Source organism: Methylosinus trichosporium OB3b, from assembly GCF_002752655.1.
GTDB lineage: Bacteria > Pseudomonadota > Alphaproteobacteria > Rhizobiales > Beijerinckiaceae > Methylosinus > Methylosinus trichosporium.
The window spans coordinates 4,350,696-4,370,216 of the sequence record NZ_CP023737.1; the positions used below are offsets into that span (position 1 = coordinate 4,350,696).

Annotated in this window: 17 protein-coding genes; 8 read left to right on the top strand and 9 right to left on the bottom strand. The window is 63.3% G+C overall.

The genetic code is table 11. From position 1 onward, the window contains the following. The first annotated feature begins 169 nt into the window (after positions 1-169). A complete protein-coding gene (locus CQW49_RS20645) occupies positions 170-739 on the top strand; it encodes a phosphatase PAP2 family protein (RefSeq protein ID WP_003611510.1) in 570 nt (189 codons plus the stop codon). A 12-nt stretch (positions 740-751) separates the two neighbouring features. Here the strand turns inward: CQW49_RS20645 and CQW49_RS20650 are convergent, their stop codons facing one another. The 3 genes from CQW49_RS20650 to CQW49_RS24805 all read right to left on the bottom strand — a co-directional run bounded on the left by CQW49_RS20650 (position 752) and on the right by CQW49_RS24805 (position 2,958). After that, a complete protein-coding gene (locus CQW49_RS20650) occupies positions 752-2,332 on the bottom strand; it encodes an OpgD/OpgG family glucan biosynthesis protein (protein WP_003611508.1) in 1,581 nt (526 codons plus the stop codon). 88 nt (positions 2,333-2,420) lie between these two features. Then, positions 2,421-2,654, bottom strand: a complete 234-nt coding sequence (locus CQW49_RS20655) for a hypothetical protein (protein WP_003611506.1) — start codon at positions 2,652-2,654, stop codon at positions 2,421-2,423. Between the two features lie 127 nt (positions 2,655-2,781). Then, entirely contained in the window at positions 2,782-2,958 is a 177-nt protein-coding gene (locus CQW49_RS24805) for a hypothetical protein (protein ID WP_155931229.1), read from the bottom strand. 298 nt (positions 2,959-3,256) lie between these two features. Here CQW49_RS24805 and CQW49_RS20665 point away from each other — a divergent pair, with 298 nt between their 5' ends. Further along, positions 3,257-3,550 carry a (2Fe-2S) ferredoxin domain-containing protein gene (locus tag CQW49_RS20665; RefSeq protein WP_420845613.1) on the top strand — a complete coding sequence of 98 codons (294 nt, stop codon included), beginning with the start codon at positions 3,257-3,259 and terminating at the stop codon, positions 3,548-3,550. Positions 3,551-3,616: 66 nt separating this feature from the next. Here the strand turns inward: CQW49_RS20665 and CQW49_RS20670 are convergent, their stop codons facing one another. After that, positions 3,617-5,092 (bottom strand): DEAD/DEAH box helicase, encoded by a 1,476-nt coding sequence (locus tag CQW49_RS20670; RefSeq protein WP_024749440.1) that lies wholly within the window; start codon positions 5,090-5,092, stop codon positions 3,617-3,619. 251 nt (positions 5,093-5,343) lie between these two features. After that, a complete protein-coding gene (locus CQW49_RS20680; RefSeq protein ID WP_003611487.1) occupies positions 5,344-5,598 on the bottom strand; it encodes a hypothetical protein in 255 nt (84 codons plus the stop codon). 514 nt (positions 5,599-6,112) lie between these two features. Between CQW49_RS20680 and clpS the strand changes: the two genes are divergently transcribed. The 4 genes from clpS to CQW49_RS20700 all read left to right on the top strand — a co-directional run bounded on the left by clpS (position 6,113) and on the right by CQW49_RS20700 (position 10,758). Then, positions 6,113-6,493 (top strand): ATP-dependent Clp protease adapter ClpS, encoded by a 381-nt coding sequence (clpS, locus tag CQW49_RS20685; protein ID WP_040566801.1) that lies wholly within the window; start codon positions 6,113-6,115, stop codon positions 6,491-6,493. A 15-nt stretch (positions 6,494-6,508) separates the two neighbouring features. Further along, the gene (gene clpA / locus CQW49_RS20690; RefSeq protein ID WP_003611483.1) at positions 6,509-8,971 is read left to right on the top strand and encodes an ATP-dependent Clp protease ATP-binding subunit ClpA; all 2,463 of its coding nucleotides are present in this window, start codon (positions 6,509-6,511) and stop codon (positions 8,969-8,971) included. Positions 8,972-9,130: 159 nt separating this feature from the next. Next, on the top strand, positions 9,131-10,261 hold the full coding sequence (locus CQW49_RS20695; protein WP_003611481.1) for a glycosyltransferase: 1,131 nt from the start codon (positions 9,131-9,133) through the stop codon (positions 10,259-10,261). Further along, on the top strand, positions 10,258-10,758 hold the full coding sequence (locus CQW49_RS20700; RefSeq protein WP_003611479.1) for a hypothetical protein: 501 nt from the start codon (positions 10,258-10,260) through the stop codon (positions 10,756-10,758). The genes CQW49_RS20695 and CQW49_RS20700 overlap by 4 nt, the downstream gene beginning before the upstream one ends. Here the strand turns inward: CQW49_RS20700 and uvrA are convergent, their stop codons facing one another. The 3 genes from uvrA to CQW49_RS20715 form a co-directional block, all read right to left on the bottom strand. After that, positions 10,759-13,767 carry an excinuclease ABC subunit UvrA gene (gene uvrA, locus CQW49_RS20705; protein ID WP_003611477.1) on the bottom strand — a complete coding sequence of 1,003 codons (3,009 nt, stop codon included), beginning with the start codon at positions 13,765-13,767 and terminating at the stop codon, positions 10,759-10,761. It lies immediately after the preceding gene. A gap of 306 nt (positions 13,768-14,073) precedes the next feature. Then, positions 14,074-15,270: a DUF1501 domain-containing protein gene (locus CQW49_RS20710; RefSeq protein WP_003611475.1), complete on the bottom strand. Its 1,197-nt coding sequence runs from the start codon at positions 15,268-15,270 to the stop codon at positions 14,074-14,076. Positions 15,271-15,289: 19 nt separating this feature from the next. Next, entirely contained in the window at positions 15,290-16,825 is a 1,536-nt protein-coding gene (locus CQW49_RS20715; protein WP_003611474.1) for a DUF1800 domain-containing protein, read from the bottom strand. A gap of 516 nt (positions 16,826-17,341) precedes the next feature. Here CQW49_RS20715 and CQW49_RS24810 point away from each other — a divergent pair. Beyond that, complete coding sequence (locus CQW49_RS24810) at positions 17,342-18,028, top strand: class I SAM-dependent methyltransferase (protein ID WP_003611473.1); 687 nt, start codon at positions 17,342-17,344, stop codon at positions 18,026-18,028. A gap of 296 nt (positions 18,029-18,324) precedes the next feature. On the opposite strand, the gene CQW49_RS20725 is transcribed toward CQW49_RS24810, so the two are convergent. After that, on the bottom strand, positions 18,325-18,726 hold the full coding sequence (locus CQW49_RS20725; protein ID WP_244441272.1) for a hypothetical protein: 402 nt from the start codon (positions 18,724-18,726) through the stop codon (positions 18,325-18,327). Between the two features lie 107 nt (positions 18,727-18,833). On the opposite strand from CQW49_RS20725, the gene mtnC reads away from it, so the two are divergent. Then, positions 18,834-19,520 (top strand): acireductone synthase, encoded by a 687-nt coding sequence (gene mtnC, locus CQW49_RS20730; protein ID WP_003611469.1) that lies wholly within the window; start codon positions 18,834-18,836, stop codon positions 19,518-19,520. The last annotated feature ends 1 nt before the right edge of the window (position 19,521 follow it).

A 19,521-nucleotide genomic window follows, 5' to 3' on the forward strand; every position in this document is an offset into this window, starting at 1 on the left:
TCCCTTCAGATTGTATTGGGTCTCCATCGGCGCAAGAGCGAGGCGCATATAGAATGAAGCTCTTCGCGGCGGCAAGCGCCGCCCTCGCGCCACTCGCTCGAAGCGAATTCCATTCCGGTTCGGCTCGAGCCTATCCTGCGCGAGTGATTCGCGGCTGAAGGGGGTTGTTGTGGAGACGCTCGTTCCGTTGCTCGGCGCGGTGACGTCGCTCGGCGACCCCGGCTTTGTCGTCGCCGCCTCCGGCGGGCTGATCGCGGCGCTGCTCGCGGTCGGCGATCGCCGCACCGCCGTCGCTCTCGCCGCCGCTGTGGCGACCAGCGCCGGCGTCACCGCCGCCGCCAAGATCGGCTTCATGGCCTCGAGCGTCGCCGCCGTGCACAGCCCGAGCGGACATGCGGCCTCGGCGACGACCTTCTTCCTCTGTCTCGGCGCCATCGCCGCGGCGCAAAAGCCGCGGGCGGCGGCCGTTCTCTGCGCCGTCTTCGCTCTTCTCGTCGCCGCGAGTCGCGTGGCTCTCGGCGTTCACAGCCCTGGCGAAGCCGTGATCGGCGTCGCCATCGGCTTTTGCGCTTTTACGCTGTTCCGCAAGATGAAGGCGCCGCGCCCGATCCTCGGCCGGGGGCCGGTCGTCGTCTGCTTCGCGGCCGCGCTCGGACTGCATGCGCTCATCGGCGAAGGCGTCGCCTTCGAGCAGCCGCTGGAGCATGTCGCCGCCGCGCTCGGCCGGCTGGCGCGGTGAGCAAGCTTTCGATCAGAACGGGTGATATTGGTAGAGCCAGTTCTCGGACAGAATCTCGTCGCCGTTGCGTAGGAAGAGACGCATCTCCACCGGTTCGGAGCCGGCGACGGTCAGATCGAATTGCGCGCGCCAATGGCCCGGCACGCCGTCGAACACCGCCTCGGTGAAGACATAAGAGAAGGTCCCGCGCGAAGCCCAGAGCACGGGCTCCGGCTTCACGCCGAACGGCAGCTTCTCCAGCGGCCCGCCCAGAAACTCCACCATGAATTTGCGCACGCCCTTGGGCCGCGGCTTGCCCGGCTGGCCGCCATTGCCGAGCCGCGTCGCCACGCAGCGGGCGAGGGGAGTGGGGTTGGGCTCGTCGGCGAGCCAGTGCAAACGATAGGAGAATTCGAAGGCGGAGCCGGCGACCGCTGGCTGCTGCGGCACCCACATGGCGACGATATTGTCGTGAATCTCGTCGTCGGTCGGAATCTCGACGAGCTGCACCGCGCCCTTGCCCCAATCGCCCTTGGGCTCGACCCACACGCTCGGCCGGCGATCATAGAACACGCCGTCGAGATAATGATCGAAATTGCGGTCGCGCTGCATCAGGCCGAAGCCTTTGGGATTCTCGTCGCCGAAGGCGGAGGCCATCACCCGGCCGGGATTGTTGAGCGGACGCCACAGCCGCTCGCCGGCGCCGGTCCACATGGAGAGGCCGTCGGAATCATGCACCTCCGGCCGCCAGTCGACGCCGGTCGGCTTCACCGTCTCCGAGAACCAATACATGGAGGTGAGCGGGGCGATGCCGAAGCGCTTGAAATCGCCGCGCAGATGCAGCGCGCAATCGACATCCATGGTCACGCCGCCGTCGCGCTTGGCGATGATGCGGAAGGCGCCGACGATCGAGGGACCTTCGAGCAGCAGATGGAGATGGAGTCCGTCCGCCGTCTCCGGCCCGATATAGACATTGGTGAAGTCGGGAAATTCTTCCGAGCGCCCCGACTCCCATGTGTCGAGCGCGACGCCGCGGGCCGAGAGCCCATATTGGCGCAGCGCGCCGATGGCGCGGAAATAAGACGCGCCGAGGAAGGCGGCCCAGTCGTTCTTATGCCAGTCGAGCGGCCCGTCGACCGGCTCCTGTATGCGAAAGCCCGCGAAGCCTGCGCCCTTGGGGAGCTGATGGGCGATCGAATCGGCGGGCATCTCGAAATAGGTCTGGCTGTAGAGGATCTCGCGCGCCTCGCCGTTCTCGACCGCATGCATGCGCACCGATTTGCGGAAGAACATGCCGAGATGGAAGAATTCGACCGGATAGCGGCCCGCGCCGATCCTCAGCGCATAATCCGTGTCGTAGTGAATCTTGCCCCAGGCCTCGTAGTCGATCTTGCCGGTGATCTCTGGGTCGGGCTGCAATGGCGGGTGATAGGGCTCGGCGATGCGGCGCCGCGCGGTCTCCTTCAGCCTTTCGAAGGTGAATGGCTCGGCCGGGCCGAATTGCAGTCTGCCGGGCGGCGGCGCGGCCTCGGCCTCGCTCACGCCGAGCGCGGGAAAGGCGGTCGTCGCCGCCGCGGCCTCGAGGAAGGAGCGGCGATCCAGCTTCTCGGTCATTGTGGTCGATCCTCACGCGGGCCGAAGCGTTCGGGCGAGCGTGGTGGGAGCCGCCGTCCGGCCGATGGTCGTTGGGGGATGCGGGCGATCAGCGGATCGGCTCGTGGCGGACCGCGGTGCGCATAAAGAAATACAGGCCGACCAAGCCGGCGAGCGCAAATACGATCTCGATGCCGCGGCTGATCGCCGGATCGAGCTGGAACAGGCCGCCCAGCGCCCAGCCGGCCGCCCAGGAGGCGCCGACCAGCTCCGTGCCGACGAGAATCGCCACGGCGACCAGCGTCGACAGATGCACAAGGTTCAGGGGCTTCTTGCTGCTCATGCGACGGGGGACTCCGCGCTCATCGTCTCTCCCGAAGCTGCTATACGATCGACCGCAGCTGCGCAAGCGCCACGGCCGGGCGGCGCGGAGGACGCATGTCGCTCCCGTCCGCCGCACGAGGCCGCGCTCATTCCTTCTCCTGGGCGCGCCGCGATCGGATGATCGCCGATCCGACGCTCCAGCCGCCGATCGCGCCGACTATCGTCCCTGCGATCGCCACGCCGAAGCCCAATGCGCTTCCCACATAGGCGCCGATGAGCGCGCCAACCCCTGCGAAAGCCAGCGCTGTTGCCGACAATTCCACCCGAAAGCTCCCTTCTGATCGGGTCACGCCGCGCCGCCCCATGACGGGAGCGCAGCGGTCCGGCGATTCCTGTAGCCTCTCCTTATCAGGACGCGGACGCCGCGGATATTCCGCCGCGACCGCTCGTCGCCATGATTGCCGCGGCCACACCATAAATTGCTCTCGCTCCGCGCCAAAGCGCGAATAATCGATCCTGAGTCCAGAAAATCGGACGCGCCGCCGCCCATGTTCCGACGTTGCGCGGGATTGGCGATTTCGGGACGACGCAGTAGAACCGTCGAGCGGAGCGGGCGGAGGAGTGGAGAGATTGGATGCGAGCGTCGCGTCGCCGGCCGTCAGGCTGCTCGTCTGTCTCGGACCCCGCTGTGACGAGCGAGGCGGCGGCGAGGCTCTGCTCGCGGCGCTGCGGGAGGCGCTGACCGTAGCCTATGCCGAGGAATGGGCGGCCGGGCGGATCGTCGTCTCGACGCGAGATTGTCTGCGTCACTGCACTCGCGAGCCGATAGCGCGCGTCGAGCCCTCGGGCGACGTCTTCTCCAATCCGCGAATCGAGGAGCTTTTAGCGCTCGTCGCCGAGGCGCTGGCGGCGTGAGCCGCCGATTTTATCCCTCGACACGAGCCCAAAGGCTGGCAGGGGACGCGCTCTATTCTGTCCGCTCTATTCCTCTCCGACCTTGGCGGGCTTCAGCACCACGGGGCGGAGCAGGAAGGAGGGAATATGGTCGCCGAGACCGATCACGGGCGGGCCGTCGTCCTCGCGCGGGCGCGCCGGCCGGCGGTCGCGGCGATCGCCATAGGTCGGCGGTCGCGAATCGGCGTCGGAGGGCCGACGCGGGCGGGCGGCGCGAGCCGGCTCGGCGCGAACCGGCTCGGCGCGGGCTGGCGCTGCACGAGCGGGCGCCGCGCGTTCCGCGCGCTCGACTGCGGCCGCGGGACGTCGCGATCTCTCGGAGCGGGTCCGCTCGCGGCCGCGTGACGGGCGCGGCGCGTCCTCCGCCGGCGGCAGCTCGTCGAGGCGAGGCCCTTCCCAATCGATCTTGTTGCCGATCAGCGTCTCGATCTGGTCGAGATATTTGCGGTCCTCGCCCGTCACCAGCGTGACCGCGGTGCCGGAGCGCCCGGCGCGGCCGGTGCGGCCGATGCGGTGGACATAGTCCTCGCTGTGCGTCGGCACATCGAAATTGAACACATGGCTGACGTCGGGAATGTCGAGCCCGCGCGCCGCGACATCCGAGCAGACGAGCAGCGCCACGTCGCCGTTCTTGAACGCGTCGAGCGACGCCATGCGGGCGGGCTGGTCCATGTCCCCGTGCAGCGCGCCGGCCGAGAAGCCGTGCTTGTCGAGCGAGCGGTGCAATATCGCCACATCGCGTTTGCGATTGCAGAAGATGATCGCATTCTTGAAGTTCTCGGCGCCGCGCAGCAGACGGCGCAGCGTCTCGCGCTTCTCGGCGTGGCCGTGGGTCGCGACCAGCGCCTGGCGGATCGTCGCGGCCGTGCTCGACGCGCGCGCCACCTCGATCCGCACCGGATTATGCAGAAACGCCTCGGTGAGGCGCGTGATCTCCGGCGGCATGGTGGCCGAGAAGAACAAGGTCTGCCGCGTGAACGGCACGAGCTTGCAGATGCGCTCGATGTCGGGAATGAAGCCCATGTCGAGCATGCGGTCGGCCTCGTCGATGACGAGGATCTCGATATTGGTGAGCAGCAGCTTGCCGCGGTCGAAGAAGTCCAGCAGGCGGCCGGGCGTCGCGATCAGCACATCGGCGCCGCGCATGATCTTGGCTTCCTGGTCGCCGAAGGCCATGCCGCCGATCAGAAGCGCGACATTGAGCTTGTGGTTGGCGCCATATTTGGCGAAGCTCGCCTCGACCTGCGCCGCGAGCTCGCGGGTCGGCTCGAGAATGAGAGTTCGCGGCATGCGCGCCCGGGCGCGGCCCTGCTCGAGGCGGCAGAGCATCGGCAGCACGAAGGCCGCCGTCTTGCCGGTTCCGGTCTGGGCGATGCCCAGAATGTCGCGGCCTTGCAAAGCAGGGGGGATCGCCTGCTCCTGGATGGGCGTCGGCTGCGTGTAGCCGGACGTTTCCACGGCGGCGAGGACCTTCTGCGAAAGGCCGAGTTCGTCGAATGTCATCAATGGTCCTGGTCGCGGCGATGTCGGTGAATTCTATCGTAACGCGCGCGCAGGCCGCGACGGGCGCGTGCGTGTCGCTCAGGCGGTTTCGTCGTGACGCGACGACCGAATGTTCCGCTGACGCTGTGCTCGGGCGATCCGAGAGCAAGACGTGCGCCATGCTTGGAGCCGAACGGGCTCAAAGTCAATGAATTTGACGCGGCCGGCCGCGTCCTCCCGCCGCTCCGGCGGGGCCGCAGCCGCGCGGCGGCTCAATTTCGCCCGTTGTCGCAGGGCGAAACCGGGGCGGCGGCGCGCGCCGCCGCGGCCGATGGCAGCGAGCCCGTCGCCGTCATGTCGACGCCGACGCCGCGGAAATCCTGCGGGCCGGCCGGCGGACGCCTGTCGGGGTGCACGAAGGCGATGGCGGGAAGCTCGCCTTTTTGTAACATTGACGACAGCAGGTCCGCGCCGAGCACGCTGGCGAGCGCCAGCAGGGTGCAATAGAGCGCGACTCTCTCGATCATCGAGCCTCTCCCGTCACGAAAAATGTCCCGGTCGTCGACATGAGCGCCCCGTTGCTCCAGTCGCGGTAGAGATTGACGCTTTGCGGTTAAGGACGCGTTGACGCGCCCGCCGAAGCCGCGGCCCGGCACGGAAACGGGCATGGAACCGACTTGGAAACCGACTTGGAAACGGATTGGAAAGCCTCGCGGAGGGCGAGGCGGCTCCTCACTTGTTCCGCGGCGAATGCACATTATCTCCCTTCGTGATTTGTCGTTTCGCCCTTCCGCTGCGGAAGGCCCGCCCCGATTTTTTCCGTCGTTCCGCTTTTGGGTCTTGCCAATGCCCCTGCGAGAAAGAAAACTCACCGGGTCCCCGCTTCGCCCTCCGCGCGATCGCCGGCAGAGCCCGGGCGGTACGGAGAATGCTACGAACCCGTTCGGCAGGCCTGTCGAGGGCCCTTCATCGGAAAGGGGAAAAAGGAAGGCCGAGGTGACCGTGAACGATGAATTTTCGCTCGACAGTTCTGAACCCCGCGTGACGCGGCGCGGCGCGCCTCCTCGCGCCGCCGGGCGGACACGTGCGAGCAAGGAGCCACGCAAGAGCGGCGGCGGCGATGGCGGCGCCGGAACAGCGCTGATCACCCGTACTCGAACACAGACGCGGCGTCCCAACATGTACCGCGTTCTCTTGCTCAACGACGATTACACGACTCAGGAGTTCGTGGTGATCGTGCTGCGCAAATACTTCAACAAGTCTCTAGAAGAGGCGACACGCATCATGCTGCATGTGCATAATCACGGCGTCGGCGAATGTGGGGTCTACACCTACGAGGTCGCCGAGACCAAAGTGACGCAAGTGATGGATTATGCGCGCAAGCATCAGCACCCGCTTCAGTGCATCATGGAAAAGAAGTGAGGGCGGACGAAAACGATGCCGACATTCTCGCGCAACCTCAAGCAGTCTCTCGATCGCGCTCTCGCTTCGGCGAGGGAACGCCATCATGAATATGCGACGCTCGAGCATCTCCTGCTCAGCCTCATCGATGACACCGACGCGGCCGCCGTGCTGCGCGCCTGCTCGGTCGATCTCGATCTTCTGGGCAAGAATCTGCGCGACTACATCGACCGCGAATTGGACAATCTGGTCAATGAATCGGCAGGCGATTGCAAGCCGACCGCCGGTTTCCAGCGTGTCGTGCAGCGCGCCATCATCAGCGTGCAGTCCTCCGGCCGCGAGGATGTGAACGGCGCCAATGTGCTCGTCGCTCTGTTCGCCGAGCGCGAGAGCCACGCCGTCTACTTCCTGCAGGAGCAGGACATGACGCGCTATGACGCGGTCAATTACATCAGCCACGGCATCGCCAAGCGACCGGGCCTCTCCGACGGCTCGCGCGCGCCGCGCGGCGTCGAGGACGAGGCCGACCGCGGCGACACGCGCGAGCAGCGCGAAGGCGAGCCGCGCAAGAAGGAAGGCGCGCTCGAGGCCTATTGCGTCAATCTCAACCGCAAGGCGCGCGACGGGCGCATCGATCCTCTGATCGGACGCGAGTCCGAGGTGCTGCGCACGATCCAGGTGCTGTGCCGCCGGCAGAAGAACAATCCGCTGCTCGTCGGCGATCCCGGCGTCGGCAAGACCGCGATCGCCGAAGGCCTCGCCCGCAAGATCATCCAGAACGAGGTTCCGGACGTGCTGTCGAGCGCGACCGTCTTCGCTCTGGACATGGGCACGCTGCTCGCCGGCACGCGCTATCGCGGCGATTTCGAGGAGCGGCTGAAGCAGGTCATCAAGGAGATCGAGAACCACAAGAACGCGATCCTCTTCATCGACGAGATCCATACGGTGATCGGCGCCGGCGCCACCTCCGGCGGCGCGATGGACGCCTCCAATCTGCTGAAGCCGGCGCTGGCGCAAGGCACGCTGCGCTGCATCGGCTCGACCACCTATCGCGAATATCGCCAATATTTCGAGAAGGACCGCGCGCTGGTGCGTCGCTTCCAGAAGATCGACGTCAATGAGCCGTCGATCCCGGATGCGATCGAGATCATGAAGGGGCTGAAGCCCTATTTCGAGGAGTTCCACAAGATCCGCTACACCACCGAGGCGGTGAAGGCGGCGGTGGAATTGTCGGCGCGCTACATTCATGATCGCAAGCTGCCGGACAAGGCGATCGACGTCATCGACGAGACCGGCGCCGCGCAGATGCTGCTGCCCGAATCGAAGCGCAAGAAGACGATCGGCTTGAAGGAGATCGAGACGACGATCTCGACCATGGCCCGCATCCCGGCCAAGACCGTCTCCAAGGACGACGCCGAGGTGCTCGCCCATCTCGACGAGACCTTGAAGCGCGTCGTCTATGGACAGGACAAGGCGGTCACCGCTCTGACCTCGGCGATCAAGCTCGCCCGCGCCGGCTTGCGCGATCCCGAGAAGCCGATCGGCTGCTATCTCTTCTCCGGCCCGACCGGCGTCGGCAAGACCGAAGCGGCGCGTCAGCTCGCGACCTCGCTCGGAATCGAGCTCGTGCGCTTCGACATGTCCGAATATATGGAGCGTCACACCGTCAGCCGTCTGATCGGCGCCCCTCCCGGCTATGTCGGCTTCGACCAGGGCGGCTTGCTCACCGACAGCATCGACCAGCATCCGCATTGCGTGCTGCTGCTCGACGAGATCGAGAAGGCGCATTCCGATCTCTACAACATCCTGCTGCAGGTGATGGACCACGGGAAGCTCACCGATCATAATGGCAAGCAGATCGACTTCCGCAATGTCATTCTGATCATGACCACCAATGCGGGCGCCGCCGATCTCGCGCGCACGCCGATCGGCTTCACCCGCGCGAAGGTTCATTCGTCCGACGACAATGAGGCGATCAATCGCCTGTTCGCGCCGGAGTTCCGCAATCGTCTCGACGCGATCGTGACCTTCGGCCATCTGCCGGAAGAAGTGATCGCCCGCGTCGTCGACAAGTTCGTGATGCAGCTCGAGGCGCAGCTCGCCGACCGCAATGTGACGATCGAGCTCACCGACGAAGCGCGCGCCTGGCTGGTCGAGCACGGTTATGATCAGGCGATGGGCGCGCGGCCGATGGCGCGCGTGATTCATCAGAGCATCAAGACGCCGCTCGCCGACGAGGTTCTGTTCGGCCGGCTGAAGAATGGCGGCGCGGTGCGCGTGGTGGTGGTGACGGATGAGAGCGGCGCCAAGACGCTCGGCTTCGTCTTCCCCGAAGGGCCGGTGCTGCCGCGTCCCGAGCGCGACATCATCGAGGCGGGCAAGAAGCGCGCGAGCGCCGACGGCGAGCCGCGGCGCGCGCGCAAGGCCAAGGACGCCGATCTGGACAAGAGCGAAAGCGCGCGCCCGCGCAGCGTCCCCGAGACGCCGCTCAAGAACTGAGCGCGTCATCATCGCAGACATCGAGAGGCGGCCCTTCGCGGGGCCGCCTTTTTTCATACCTTCTGTTAACCATCCCGAATCTAGAGTGGGACAGTCGCTTTTTGCGCGAGGGTCGCGGAGCGTCGCGTCGCTCGCGCCGAACCGGTCCGACCTCTGGCGATGCGAATCTGTCACATTATCGAATCTTCGAGCGGTGGGAGCGCCCAGGTCGTCCTCGATCTGCTGCGCGCCGGATGCGCGGCGGGCGACGATCAGACGCTGATCTATTCGCCCATGCGCGCCGAGCCGCGCTTTCTTCGATCGCTCGAGGCGCTGCGCGGCGATGTCGGCATTCATGCATTGCCGATGCAGCGGCGCGTCGGTTGGCGTGACGTCGTCGTCGCTTGGCGGTTGATGCGCCTCCTGCGCGCGCTCGGCCCCTTCGACGTCATCGCGTCGCACAGCTCCAAGGCCGGCGCGCTGGCGCGCATGGCCGGCGTGGCTCTGCCGGGCGCCGCGCAAATCTACACCCCGCACGCTTTCATCACCATGGCGCCCGATGCGTCGGCGATTTATGGCGTCATCGAATGGCTGGCGAGCTGGTTCTGCGACGCGATCGTCGTCGGCTCGCAGCAGGAATGGAATCATGCGCGCGAGGCGCTGCGCATCTCCGCCGCGCGTCTGCGCCTCGTGCCCATGGGCGTCGATCTCTCCGTCCCGGTCGATCGCGATGCGGCGCGGCTCGCGCTCACGGCGGGGGAGGGCGAATTCATCGTCGGCTTCATCGGCCGGCTCGTGCCGCAGAAGAATCCCGAGCGTCTCGCCGACGTCTTCGCGCTCGTCGCCGCGGCCGAGCCGCGCGCGCGCTTCGTCATCGTCGGCGACGGGCCGTTGCGCGATGCGCTGCAGGACCATATTGCGCAGCGCGGCGTCGCCGATCGCACGCGGCTCGTCGGCGGATGCGACGCGCGCGCGCTGACGCCGGGCTTCGATTGTCTGGTTTGCACCAGCGACTATGAATCCTACGGCTTGATCTTTCCGGAGGCGCTCGCCGCCGGCGTTCCGATCGTCACCCCGCCGGTCGGCGTCGCGCGCGAAGCCGCGAGCGAGGGCGCGACCGGCGTCGTGACGGGTTTCGACGCGGCGGACATCGCCGCCGGCGTGCTGAAGCTGGCAAGGCTCGACTCCGAGGCGCGCACGCGCATGTCGGAACATTGCCGCGCGCATTCGCGGCGCTTCGATTTCGCCGAGACGGCGCGACGCACGCGCGCGCTGTATCAGAGCTTCGTGAAACGTCGGAGTGATTCATGATTCGCCGAACAGACGCAGCAACGCGCTCGCTCGTTTGCATCTTTGCCGCGATTCAGCTCGCCTGTGTCGAAGCGCGAGCCGAGGCGGGCCGGGTCTGGATGGTGATCATCGAGGACCAGCCGCCACATTGGGCGTCGCTCGCTTATGGCGTCCCCGAGACCGATGATGCGTTCGGCTCGTTTCGCTGCAAATCCCAGAGCGGCGAGGTCATCCTCTTCATCGCCGAGACCAGCGGCAAGCTCGTCGCCGGCAGGCCCGCCTCGGCGACGCTCGCAGCCGGCGAGGTCCGCGCGACGATCGCCGGCAAGCTCCTGCCGAACGAGGACGCCGGCGTGCCGAGCTTCGAGGGGCGCATCGCGGCCGAGGATCCGATTTTCCTGGCCATGACGAGCGCAAAGACGCTCGAGGCGACGATTGGTTCGGCAAAGCAGTCGGCGCCGCTCAAGGGCGCCGCCGACAAGGTGAAGCGTTTCATGGCCGCTTGCAAGAAGCGCTGATCACTGCTCCTGCGCGGCGCGCTTGCGGCGCGGCGCCGACGCCGGCTTCGCCTTTTCCGCGCGCGGCGGACGGCGCTTCAGCACCTCGTCGAGATAGCGGCCCGTATGGCTGCTCGGCGCCGCGACGATCGCCGATGGCGGGCCTTCCGCGACGATCTCGCCGCCGCCGTCGCCGCCCTCGGGACCGAGATCGAGGATCCAATCAGCCGTCTTGATCACCTCGAGATTATGCTCGATCACGACGACGCTATTGCCTTGGTCGACGAGCTCGTGCAGCACTTCGAGCAGCTTTGCGACATCGTGGAAATGCAGGCCCGTCGTCGGCTCGTCGAGAATATAGAGCGTGCGTCCGGTCGAACGCCGCGCCAGTTCCTTGGCGAGCTTGATGCGCTGCGCCTCGCCGCCCGACAGAGTCGTCGCCTGCTGGCCGACGCGCACATAATCGAGGCCGACGCGCTTCAAGGTCTCCATCTTGTCGCGGATCGCCGGCACCGCCTTGAACAGATCGCTCGCCTCCTCGACCGTCATGTCGAGGACGTCGGCGATCGACTTGTCGCGATATTTCACCTCCAGCGTCTCGCGGTCGTAGCGCTTGCCCTTGCACACGTCGCAAGTGACATAGACGTCCGGCAGAAAGTGCATCTCGATCTTGATGACGCCGTCGCCCTGACAGGCTTCGCAGCGGCCGCCTTTTACGTTGAAAGAGAAACGCCCCGGCGCATAGCCGCGCGCCTTGGCTTCGGGAAGGCCGGCGAACCATTCGCGGATCGGCGTGAAGGCGCCCGTATAGGTCGCCGGATTGGAGCGCGGCGTGCGGCCGATCGGCGATTGATCGATATCGATGATCTTGTCGATATGCTCGAGCCCGTCGATCTTGTCGAAAGGCGCCGGATGCTCATGCGCATTGTTGAGGCGCCGCGCCACCGCTTTGTACAGCGTCTCGATGACGAGAGTGGATTTTCCGCCGCCGGAGACGCCGGTGACGGCGGTGAACAGGCCGAGCGGAATCTTCGCCTCGACATTTTTCAGATTATTGCCGCGCGCTCCGGAAATCTTCAGCCAGCGAGCGGGATCCGGCTTGCGCAGCGCATGGCGTAGCGTCACCTGCCGCGCGCCGGTCAAATATTGGCCGGTGAGTGAATTCTCGTCGTCCATGATCTCCTGCGGCGCGCCTTTGGAGACGATTCGGCCGCCATGCACGCCGGCGCCTGGGCCGACATCGACGACATAATCGGCGGCGAGAATCGCATCCTCGTCATGCTCGACGACGATGACGCTGTTGCCGAGATCGCGCAGCCGCCGCAGCGTGTCGAGCAGACGATCATTGTCGCGTTGATGCAGGCCGATCGACGGCTCGTCGAGCACATAGAGCACGCCGGTGAGGCCGGAGCCGATCTGCGAGGCGAGACGAATGCGCTGGCTCTCTCCGCCGGACAATGTGCCGGAGGCGCGCGACAACGTCAGATAGTCGAGCCCGACGTCGACGAGGAAGGTGAGTCGGTCGCGAATCTCCTTCAATATGCGATGGGCGATCTCATTGCGCTTGGCGTCGAGCTTTTCCGGCAATGCGCGAAACCAGTCGAGCGCCGCGCGCACGGAGAGATCGGACACCTCGCCGATGTGGCGCGCATCGATCTTCACCGCCAGCGCCTCGGGCTTCAAGCGATAGCCGAGACACGCCTTGCACGGCTCGGCCGACATATAACGGCCGATCTCCTCGCGCGCCCATTCGCTGTCGGTTTCGAGGAAGCGCCTCTGCAGATTGCTGACGACGCCCTCGAACGGCTTCGTCACATCATAGGCGCGTGCGCCATCGTCATAAGAGAAGCGAATCTCCTCCTTGCCGGAGCCGTGCAGCAGCACGTCGCGCACCGCCTTGTCGAGCTTCTCGAAAGGCGTGTCCATGCGAAATTTGTAATGGCGGCCGAGCGACTCCAGAGCCTGCATGTAATAGGGCGAGGAGGATTTCGCCCAAGGCGCGATGGCGCCTTTGCGCAGGCTGAGCTTCTGATCGGGAACGACGAGATCGGCGTCGATCACCTGCTCTTGTCCGAGGCCGCTGCAGACGGGGCAGGCGCCGAAGGGATTGTTGAAGGAGAACAGCCGCGGCTCGATCTCCGGAATGGTGAAGCCGGAGACGGGGCAGGCGAATTTCGACGAGAAGACGATGTGGTCGGGTGCGTAATGCGTCGAGGCGTAGGCGGCCGGCGCATTCGGCGCCTCGCTCACTGCCGATTGCCGATCCGCGAATTCGACCACAGCCAAACCATTGGCCAATTCCAGCGCCGTCTCGAAACTATCGGAGAGGCGCGCGCCGATGTCGCTGCGCACGACGATGCGGTCGACGACGATGTCGATGTCGTGCTTCAGCTTCTTGTCGAGTGGCGGCGTGTCGGCGATCTCGTGATAGGCGCCGTCGATCTTCAAGCGCTGAAAGCCGCGCTTCGTATATTCGGCGATCTCTTTTCGATATTCGCCCTTGCGGCCGCGCACCACCGGCGCGAGCAGATAGAGCCGCGTCCCCTGCGGCAGCGCCAGCACGCGATCGACCATTTGCGAGACGGTCTGACTCTCGATCGGCAGGCCCGTCGCCGGCGAATAGGGGATGCCGACGCGCGCCCAGAGCAGACGCATGTAATCGTGAATCTCGGTCACCGTGCCGACGGTGGAGCGCGGATTTTTCGACGTCGTCTTCTGCTCGATGGAGATGGCCGGGGAGAGCCCGTCGATCTGGTCGACATCGGGCTTCTGCATCATCTCGAGGAATTGCCGCGCATAGGCGGAGAGCGACTCCACATAGCGACGCTGGCCTTCCGCATAGATGGTGTCGAAAGCGAGCGAGGATTTGCCCGAGCCCGAGAGGCCGGTGAAAACCACGAATTTGTCGCGCGGAATGACGAGGTCGACATTCTTGAGATTATGCTCGCGCGCGCCGCGAATGGCGATGACCTTGCCGTCGAACAGATCGTCGAGCGTGGTCTCTGCAGCGGATTTCTTCGAGCTTCGCATGGGCATGACCTGGATGAAGCAGCGGGCGGTCTCACCCTCCCCTCGAGGGGGAGGGGCGCCCCGAAGGCGTGGGGTGGGGTGAAATGCGCCCATTGTCTTAGGTTGCCACGATCTTACGCCCTCCGTCTCCTCTTGCCATGCTGCGACGCAGTAATCCACAGCCTCGACACACGCGCGCGTCCCGCCGCCGTTTCTAGGGCGAGGCATGGGAGGTTCGGAACGCCGCGGCGGCGTTGAGAGGAAAGGTTGGTCGGAGCCGCAACGTTTCGGACCACGGTAGGTTTTTCTGTTTCAGATCGCAGGATTTTAGATTAGTCCAACATCTATCGGTTGCGCGGCCGCGAAAACGTGCTCCACATCTTTCTTATTAAGTCCGAACATCCGTTGAAACAGGCCGCCGAGCAGCGAACGATAGTCGGTCAGAACGGGGTAGTCGCGATTCTCGAACAGATGCCGCTGATCGACGTCTATCTGTTCGCCCATGATGCGACCGCCTCTGACGCCACCGCCGAGCACCCAATAGACACTGCCGTGACCGTGGTCGGTTCCACGACTCCCATTCTCTCGAAAAGTGCGCCCGAACTCCGACAGGACAACGATGACAGTATTATCCCATTGCGGGCCGATTTGCTCCGCAAAACGCTTGAGACCTCGCCCAAGTTCGCGGATTCTGTCTGCGAGATAGCCGTCGGCCGCTCCTTGGTTTGCATGCGTGTCCCAGCCGCCTACGTCGACAAAGCCCAAATTAAACCGATCACGCATCAAACGACCGATACGGTCCGCAGAAAGCTCGAAGTGTTTCGGTACGGCAACGGTTCGGCCTGGCTGTGTCTCCTGCTCGACAACCGTTTGATAGATTTCATTGCGGACGCGAAAACCTTCCTGCACTTGCTGCGAGAGTCGGCTATCCGAGTACATCGTGGCGATAAGTTTCTCTTGGCGCGAATCGATGCCGGGCTTGCTGAGGTTGTTGATCGCAAAATTGGGAATCGCGTCGCCGCCATGAAATGCGAGGGGCACTTGATCGGTGAATGAGATGGGTCGAGCTCGTGTCAGGACACTGGCGAGCCGCGCCATGAAACCGGAGAGGTAATCACGGGTCTGGCTGGTCTGCAGGCCAAGCTCGATCGCGTCCTGGGTCTCGAAGTGACTACGCGTCAAATCATGGATGCCAGCGAAAGGCACGAATGCCACTTGACCTTGCTGAAACAAAGGAAATATCGTTTCTCGTAAGGCGGGATGGAGCCCCCAATTCTGATCTAGAGGCAAAGCGGACGTCGCGACGAGCGGATCCGGACGTGCGATTGCCAATCGCGGGCGCGCTTCATAGTAGAAGTCGCTGCTGACGGGGATAACAACATTCGCGGCGTCATAACCGCCTCGCAGGAACACGATGAGCAGCCGAGCGTTAGTTTGCGGCGCCGCCCAGACTCGCCCGGCGCTAGTCATGGGCGCGATCGACGCCGCAAATCCTTGGATCAGTTGACGGCGATTGAGACTCATGCTGCCCTCACTGGACGATTCAGTACATGAATTCAGGAGACGAGAGGAACAACATATTCCAATCTTGTGGCGAAGCCGCCCCGTTCAGCGTTGCGAGAGTCGACGGCTTCAGCTTCAGCTTCAGGGTGTCGAAGTAGGCCCCGCTTTTGATCGATGGAAGCGCGGATCGGCTTACGTCTCGGCTCTTCGGTTCGAAGAGCCGCACGGAGTTCGAGCTGATGTTATGAGCGATCTCAAATCGAGTCATCATTTGACCTGGCCCGTTCCAACTAGAGGAGACCATCGGGTAGCCGTCGGGTGTCTGGCGCTTGTAAAGACCTTCGCCTAGACGATCCAACCATTTTTGGATCGGAGCCGTGTTGGAGACAATCATGCCGTCGTAGGCTAGTCGGACAGCTGAAAGGACGTATTTCACCGGGTCCTTGAAACGATTTCCGCGCGCATGATCGAATTCATGCGAATGGAACAAGGTGTCTAGCACTGCCGCTATGTCGCCATCTGTTTTCTGGAAGGTTCGCGACAGCCTATCAACCAATGTTTGGGGTGGGTCATCCGAAACAAAATAAATTGCAATTCGACGGGCGATATGACTGGCCGTTGCCGGTTGCTTGCAGAGAATGTCTATCGCTTGCTCAACTTCTGCGAGGCCGCGTCCATGTATGCGCTGACCTAAAAAAATCTTATTGCCGAAGTCATGCCGCTTCGAATCGAACTCGAAAAGCCCATCTGTTATAATCTGCCGTTGGGGCTCCGGGGTTTGCTCCTGGCTAACCCCGTTACGCTGTATGCCGATGCCTGTCAGGATGCGGGCAAGTTCTTCGACGTCTTTCTGGCTATAGCCAGATCCAATTCCCATCGTATGCAACTCGATGATCTCACGCGCATAATTCTCGTTGAGATGACCAACCGCATTTTCGGCGTTGTCAAGATATCGAATCATCGCCGGATGTCGCACTGTAGCCATCAACAAATCACGGAACCGACCCATCGCCCGCGGACGGACTGCCACGCTTTCATAGTCACCTATAAGTAATCTTATGTCTGCTTTATTTTGAAACACATTAAAATGGTTGAACCAGAACCACGTCATTCTCTGAAGTAGCTGATCTTGTGAATATAGTGAATTGATGATGCTTGCTGTTGCGGCTTGTCGTGCGATATTATCCATCGCAGCCCGGAAAATTTTTTTTGCCTCTGCCTTTTCGTTTTGGTTTTTCGCTAGACGGATTGCTCGACGCTGGACGTCGAGCGTCCTGACGACCTCAGAGACGGATTTATTGCTAATATCGAGCGCGTCGATCTGTTCTTGCGCTGCTTGTGGAAGTTGATGGGCAGGATCTGGGTGGAGTTGCCCCTGCAGCCATTTTTCTCGGCCCAAAGTCTGAAAACTGGACACTGTCGACGAGGTGGCGCCCCAAGTGACCGCATCCATCAGGGCAAGGTCGCTCTCGGCCGGGAGGCTGTCTGTCTCCGTCGACTGCCCGGTTGAAATGAGCAGCGGATAAGCCACTAGGCTGCCAAAAAACGCGGTCCTCGCATTGCTGAATTGCACCATGACTAGTCCCCGCAGGCCGTCGACGCGTTCGCTCCAAACCGATGGCCGAACATGTTCGACGAAATTGTCTATTCTGTGAAGACGATAGCGATCCTGTCTTATTCATGACGGCGTCGTGACGACGTCTATGAAAGCCTGCGATCGCGTTTCGGAAGCGCGGTCTCGATCGCCGGCGTCTGGCCTTCAACAATGAGCGACGCGACGCAGGCCCGGCGAGGCCTGTTTTGACGAGCGCGCGATCAGACGCCCGCATCGCCATCGCACGTGATTCGGGCGCGTTCCGCAGGACTTACCCGGGCTATCGGAGCGGTTTGTCTCGTTAGCTGGCTGAAACCACTCGATGTCATACTGTCCTGAGTAAACTCGAGCAGTTTTCATTCCGATTGGATTTGAAAGAACTCTACAGCAGGTGATCCGACGAGGATCGTAATCTGTTCATTTACATTTGTCCAGATGTCTGATATCGAGCCTCATGGTTCCGGCCTCAACCGCAAGAGGTAAGCTTTGGACGGCCTTATGACTGACGCTAAAGTCGCTGCTACGCGTAAATTCATCATTGAAACCGCCGAACGGCTCGGCGTAGAATTCAAAGCTCGTTTCGAGGCGTTGAAAGCCGCCGGAGATCCGGAGCACCTTTCGCCTTCGCTCGGATTCGCTGGCGGTGGCAGAACCCTTGGGCCAGATGGGGGGCTTAATCCTGTCGCGCCAGCAAAATATTTTTTCGATTCTCCTCGATTAGTCGATCGCTTTATCGACCTTCTGCCGTATTTCGAGGGACCATCGACGACATTCGACATCGGCGTTGGCCCAGGCACTTTGCTCGTGCTCCTTCGTGAAATCTATGGGCAGAAGGTTTGCGGTATCGACGTGGAACTCGAACAGCGAGGCCCTTATAAGGCGTTGCGACAGGCGTATGGGCTCACTGACGTCGTGTTTGAACACTGGGTGCGTCCTTTCCAGGGATTGCCAATTCCTCCTGGGACCGAGCAGGTGGTTGTTTTTAGCCCCGCCTTTCATTCTGAATGGAAAGTGCCAGAATATGAGTTTTTTATCGAAGATTGCCGAGCCAAAATGACTGGTCCTAAAAGGCTAATTTTGTTTTTCAATCTAAAAGGATTCACCGCTGAAGGTCGGCGTTACTTTGCTGTCGCCGCGCGACGGCCTCGTCCCGAATACAAGAATTTCTTCATCATGGAGCTTTGAAGTTACTCTTGCTTGATAACCTCTCGTTTACCTTAGAGGGTAATCGGCGGTGACGTGCGTGTCGTGAGCGCACGGATAAGGTTTTATTCCGGCATTTGGGGATCGCGCTGAAATATCGGCCGGGCAAGCGGAGGGAAGCACAGCGGCGCGCCGATGGTGGCTGATCTTCATCGCAATGGACGGGCGCATTGGTAGCTGTCTGGGCAACTCCCGGGCTGCTTCGTCGCGTCGCTCCCCGCAATGGCGTCGCCTTGGATCGCACGATTTAAACCAAAAAAATCTTCGTTCCGGCAGTTTCACTTCGCGAACCGCAGCACCGCGAACAGCAGTCCGCCCACCGCGAGCTGCGTCACCACCATCCAGCGCAGAATTTCCACTTTCAGATGCGCCGTCGCGGTCTCGATCTTGGCTTCGAGCCGGCCGATATCACCCGACAACTTCGTCGCGAGTCGATCGATGTCGGCCTTCGACGCGATGCCGTCACGCAACGCCACATCCGGCGCTTCGGCATGGGCGCGCGCTTGGCTCTCGTCGACGCCGGCGGCGCGCAGGCGGTCGACATAGGCGAGGCGGTCGAAAATGAAGGCCGAAGAACTCTTGCGATCAAGATAGGCGCGGGAATCTCTGAAAGCAAACTGATCTGCTTCCGGGATGCGAGCCTGAAGGCTCGCGGTCCGAGCGCGGCCCTGCGCCGACACGGCACAAATCATGCTGCCAGACGACGCGACCGGGAAAGGCGAGCGAGAGCAATGGCGAGATTCGAACATTTGGGAGGCGAGCGGCGGAGCGCTCGCGAGGCCGCGCGATGAGCGAGCCTCTGCGCGCCGTTCTGATCGACATCGAAGGCGTCATGGCGCCCATGGCCTTCATGACCGAGACGCTTATCCCGCTCGCCGCGCAGCGGCTCGGGAGCTATATTGTCGAGCATGCCGAGGACGAGGTGGTGGAGGAGGCGCTCGAGGAGACCGGGCGGCTCATGGGCGGCTATGAGCTCGAGCCCGCGCAGGCGGAATCGCTGCTGCTGCGCTGGATGAAGCAGGGGCGCAAGGCGACGCCGCTGAAAATCCTCCAGGGTCTCGTCTGGGAGGAGGCCTATGAGGCGGGCAGTCTGCAGGGCGAGCTCTATCCCGATGTGAGCGCCGCTCTCGCCGCCTGGGCCGCCGCCGGCCTGCGCCTCTTCGTCTATTCCTCCAATTCGGCTCCCGCGCAGAAGCTGCTGCTGACCCGCTGCGGCTCCGCGGAAGTGACCGGACGGTTCGAGGATTTCTTCGACACCTCGCTCGGCCAGAAGATCGAGCCCGGCTCCTATCGCGACATCTGCGAGCGGCTGGGCCTGCCTGCGGCGTCGATCCTGCTGCTGTCGGAAAGCGAGGAGGAGCTGGACGCCGCCAGGACCGCCGGGCTCGCGACCATCCGCATCGCGCGCGACGGGCCGGTCGACAGCGGCCATGCCGTCAGCCCCGATCTCGCCTCTCTGAACATCGGACAGTGAC

Excerpts from the sequence above, each read along its gene's own strand:
- CQW49_RS20650 (WP_003611508.1), bottom strand. The coding sequence starts at position 2,332 with ATGACCGAGAAGCTGGATCGCCGCTCCTTCCTCGAGGCCGCGGCGGCG.
- CQW49_RS20655 (WP_003611506.1), bottom strand. The coding sequence starts at position 2,654 with ATGAGCAGCAAGAAGCCCCTGAACCTTGTGCATCTGTCGACGCTGGTC.
- CQW49_RS20670 (WP_024749440.1), bottom strand. The coding sequence starts at position 5,092 with ATGACATTCGACGAACTCGGCCTTTCGCAGAAGGTCCTCGCCGCCGTG.
- CQW49_RS20680 (WP_003611487.1), bottom strand. The coding sequence starts at position 5,598 with ATGATCGAGAGAGTCGCGCTCTATTGCACCCTGCTGGCGCTCGCCAGC.
- clpA (WP_003611483.1), top strand. The coding sequence starts at position 6,509 with ATGCCGACATTCTCGCGCAACCTCAAGCAGTCTCTCGATCGCGCTCTC.
- CQW49_RS20695 (WP_003611481.1), top strand. The coding sequence starts at position 9,131 with ATGCGAATCTGTCACATTATCGAATCTTCGAGCGGTGGGAGCGCCCAG.
- CQW49_RS20700 (WP_003611479.1), top strand. The coding sequence starts at position 10,258 with ATGATTCGCCGAACAGACGCAGCAACGCGCTCGCTCGTTTGCATCTTT.
- uvrA (WP_003611477.1), bottom strand. The coding sequence starts at position 13,767 with ATGCGAAGCTCGAAGAAATCCGCTGCAGAGACCACGCTCGACGATCTG.
- CQW49_RS20710 (WP_003611475.1), bottom strand. The coding sequence starts at position 15,270 with ATGAGTCTCAATCGCCGTCAACTGATCCAAGGATTTGCGGCGTCGATC.
- CQW49_RS20715 (WP_003611474.1), bottom strand. The coding sequence starts at position 16,825 with ATGGTGCAATTCAGCAATGCGAGGACCGCGTTTTTTGGCAGCCTAGTG.
- CQW49_RS24810 (WP_003611473.1), top strand. The coding sequence starts at position 17,342 with ATGACTGACGCTAAAGTCGCTGCTACGCGTAAATTCATCATTGAAACC.
- mtnC (WP_003611469.1), top strand. The coding sequence starts at position 18,834 with ATGAGCGAGCCTCTGCGCGCCGTTCTGATCGACATCGAAGGCGTCATG.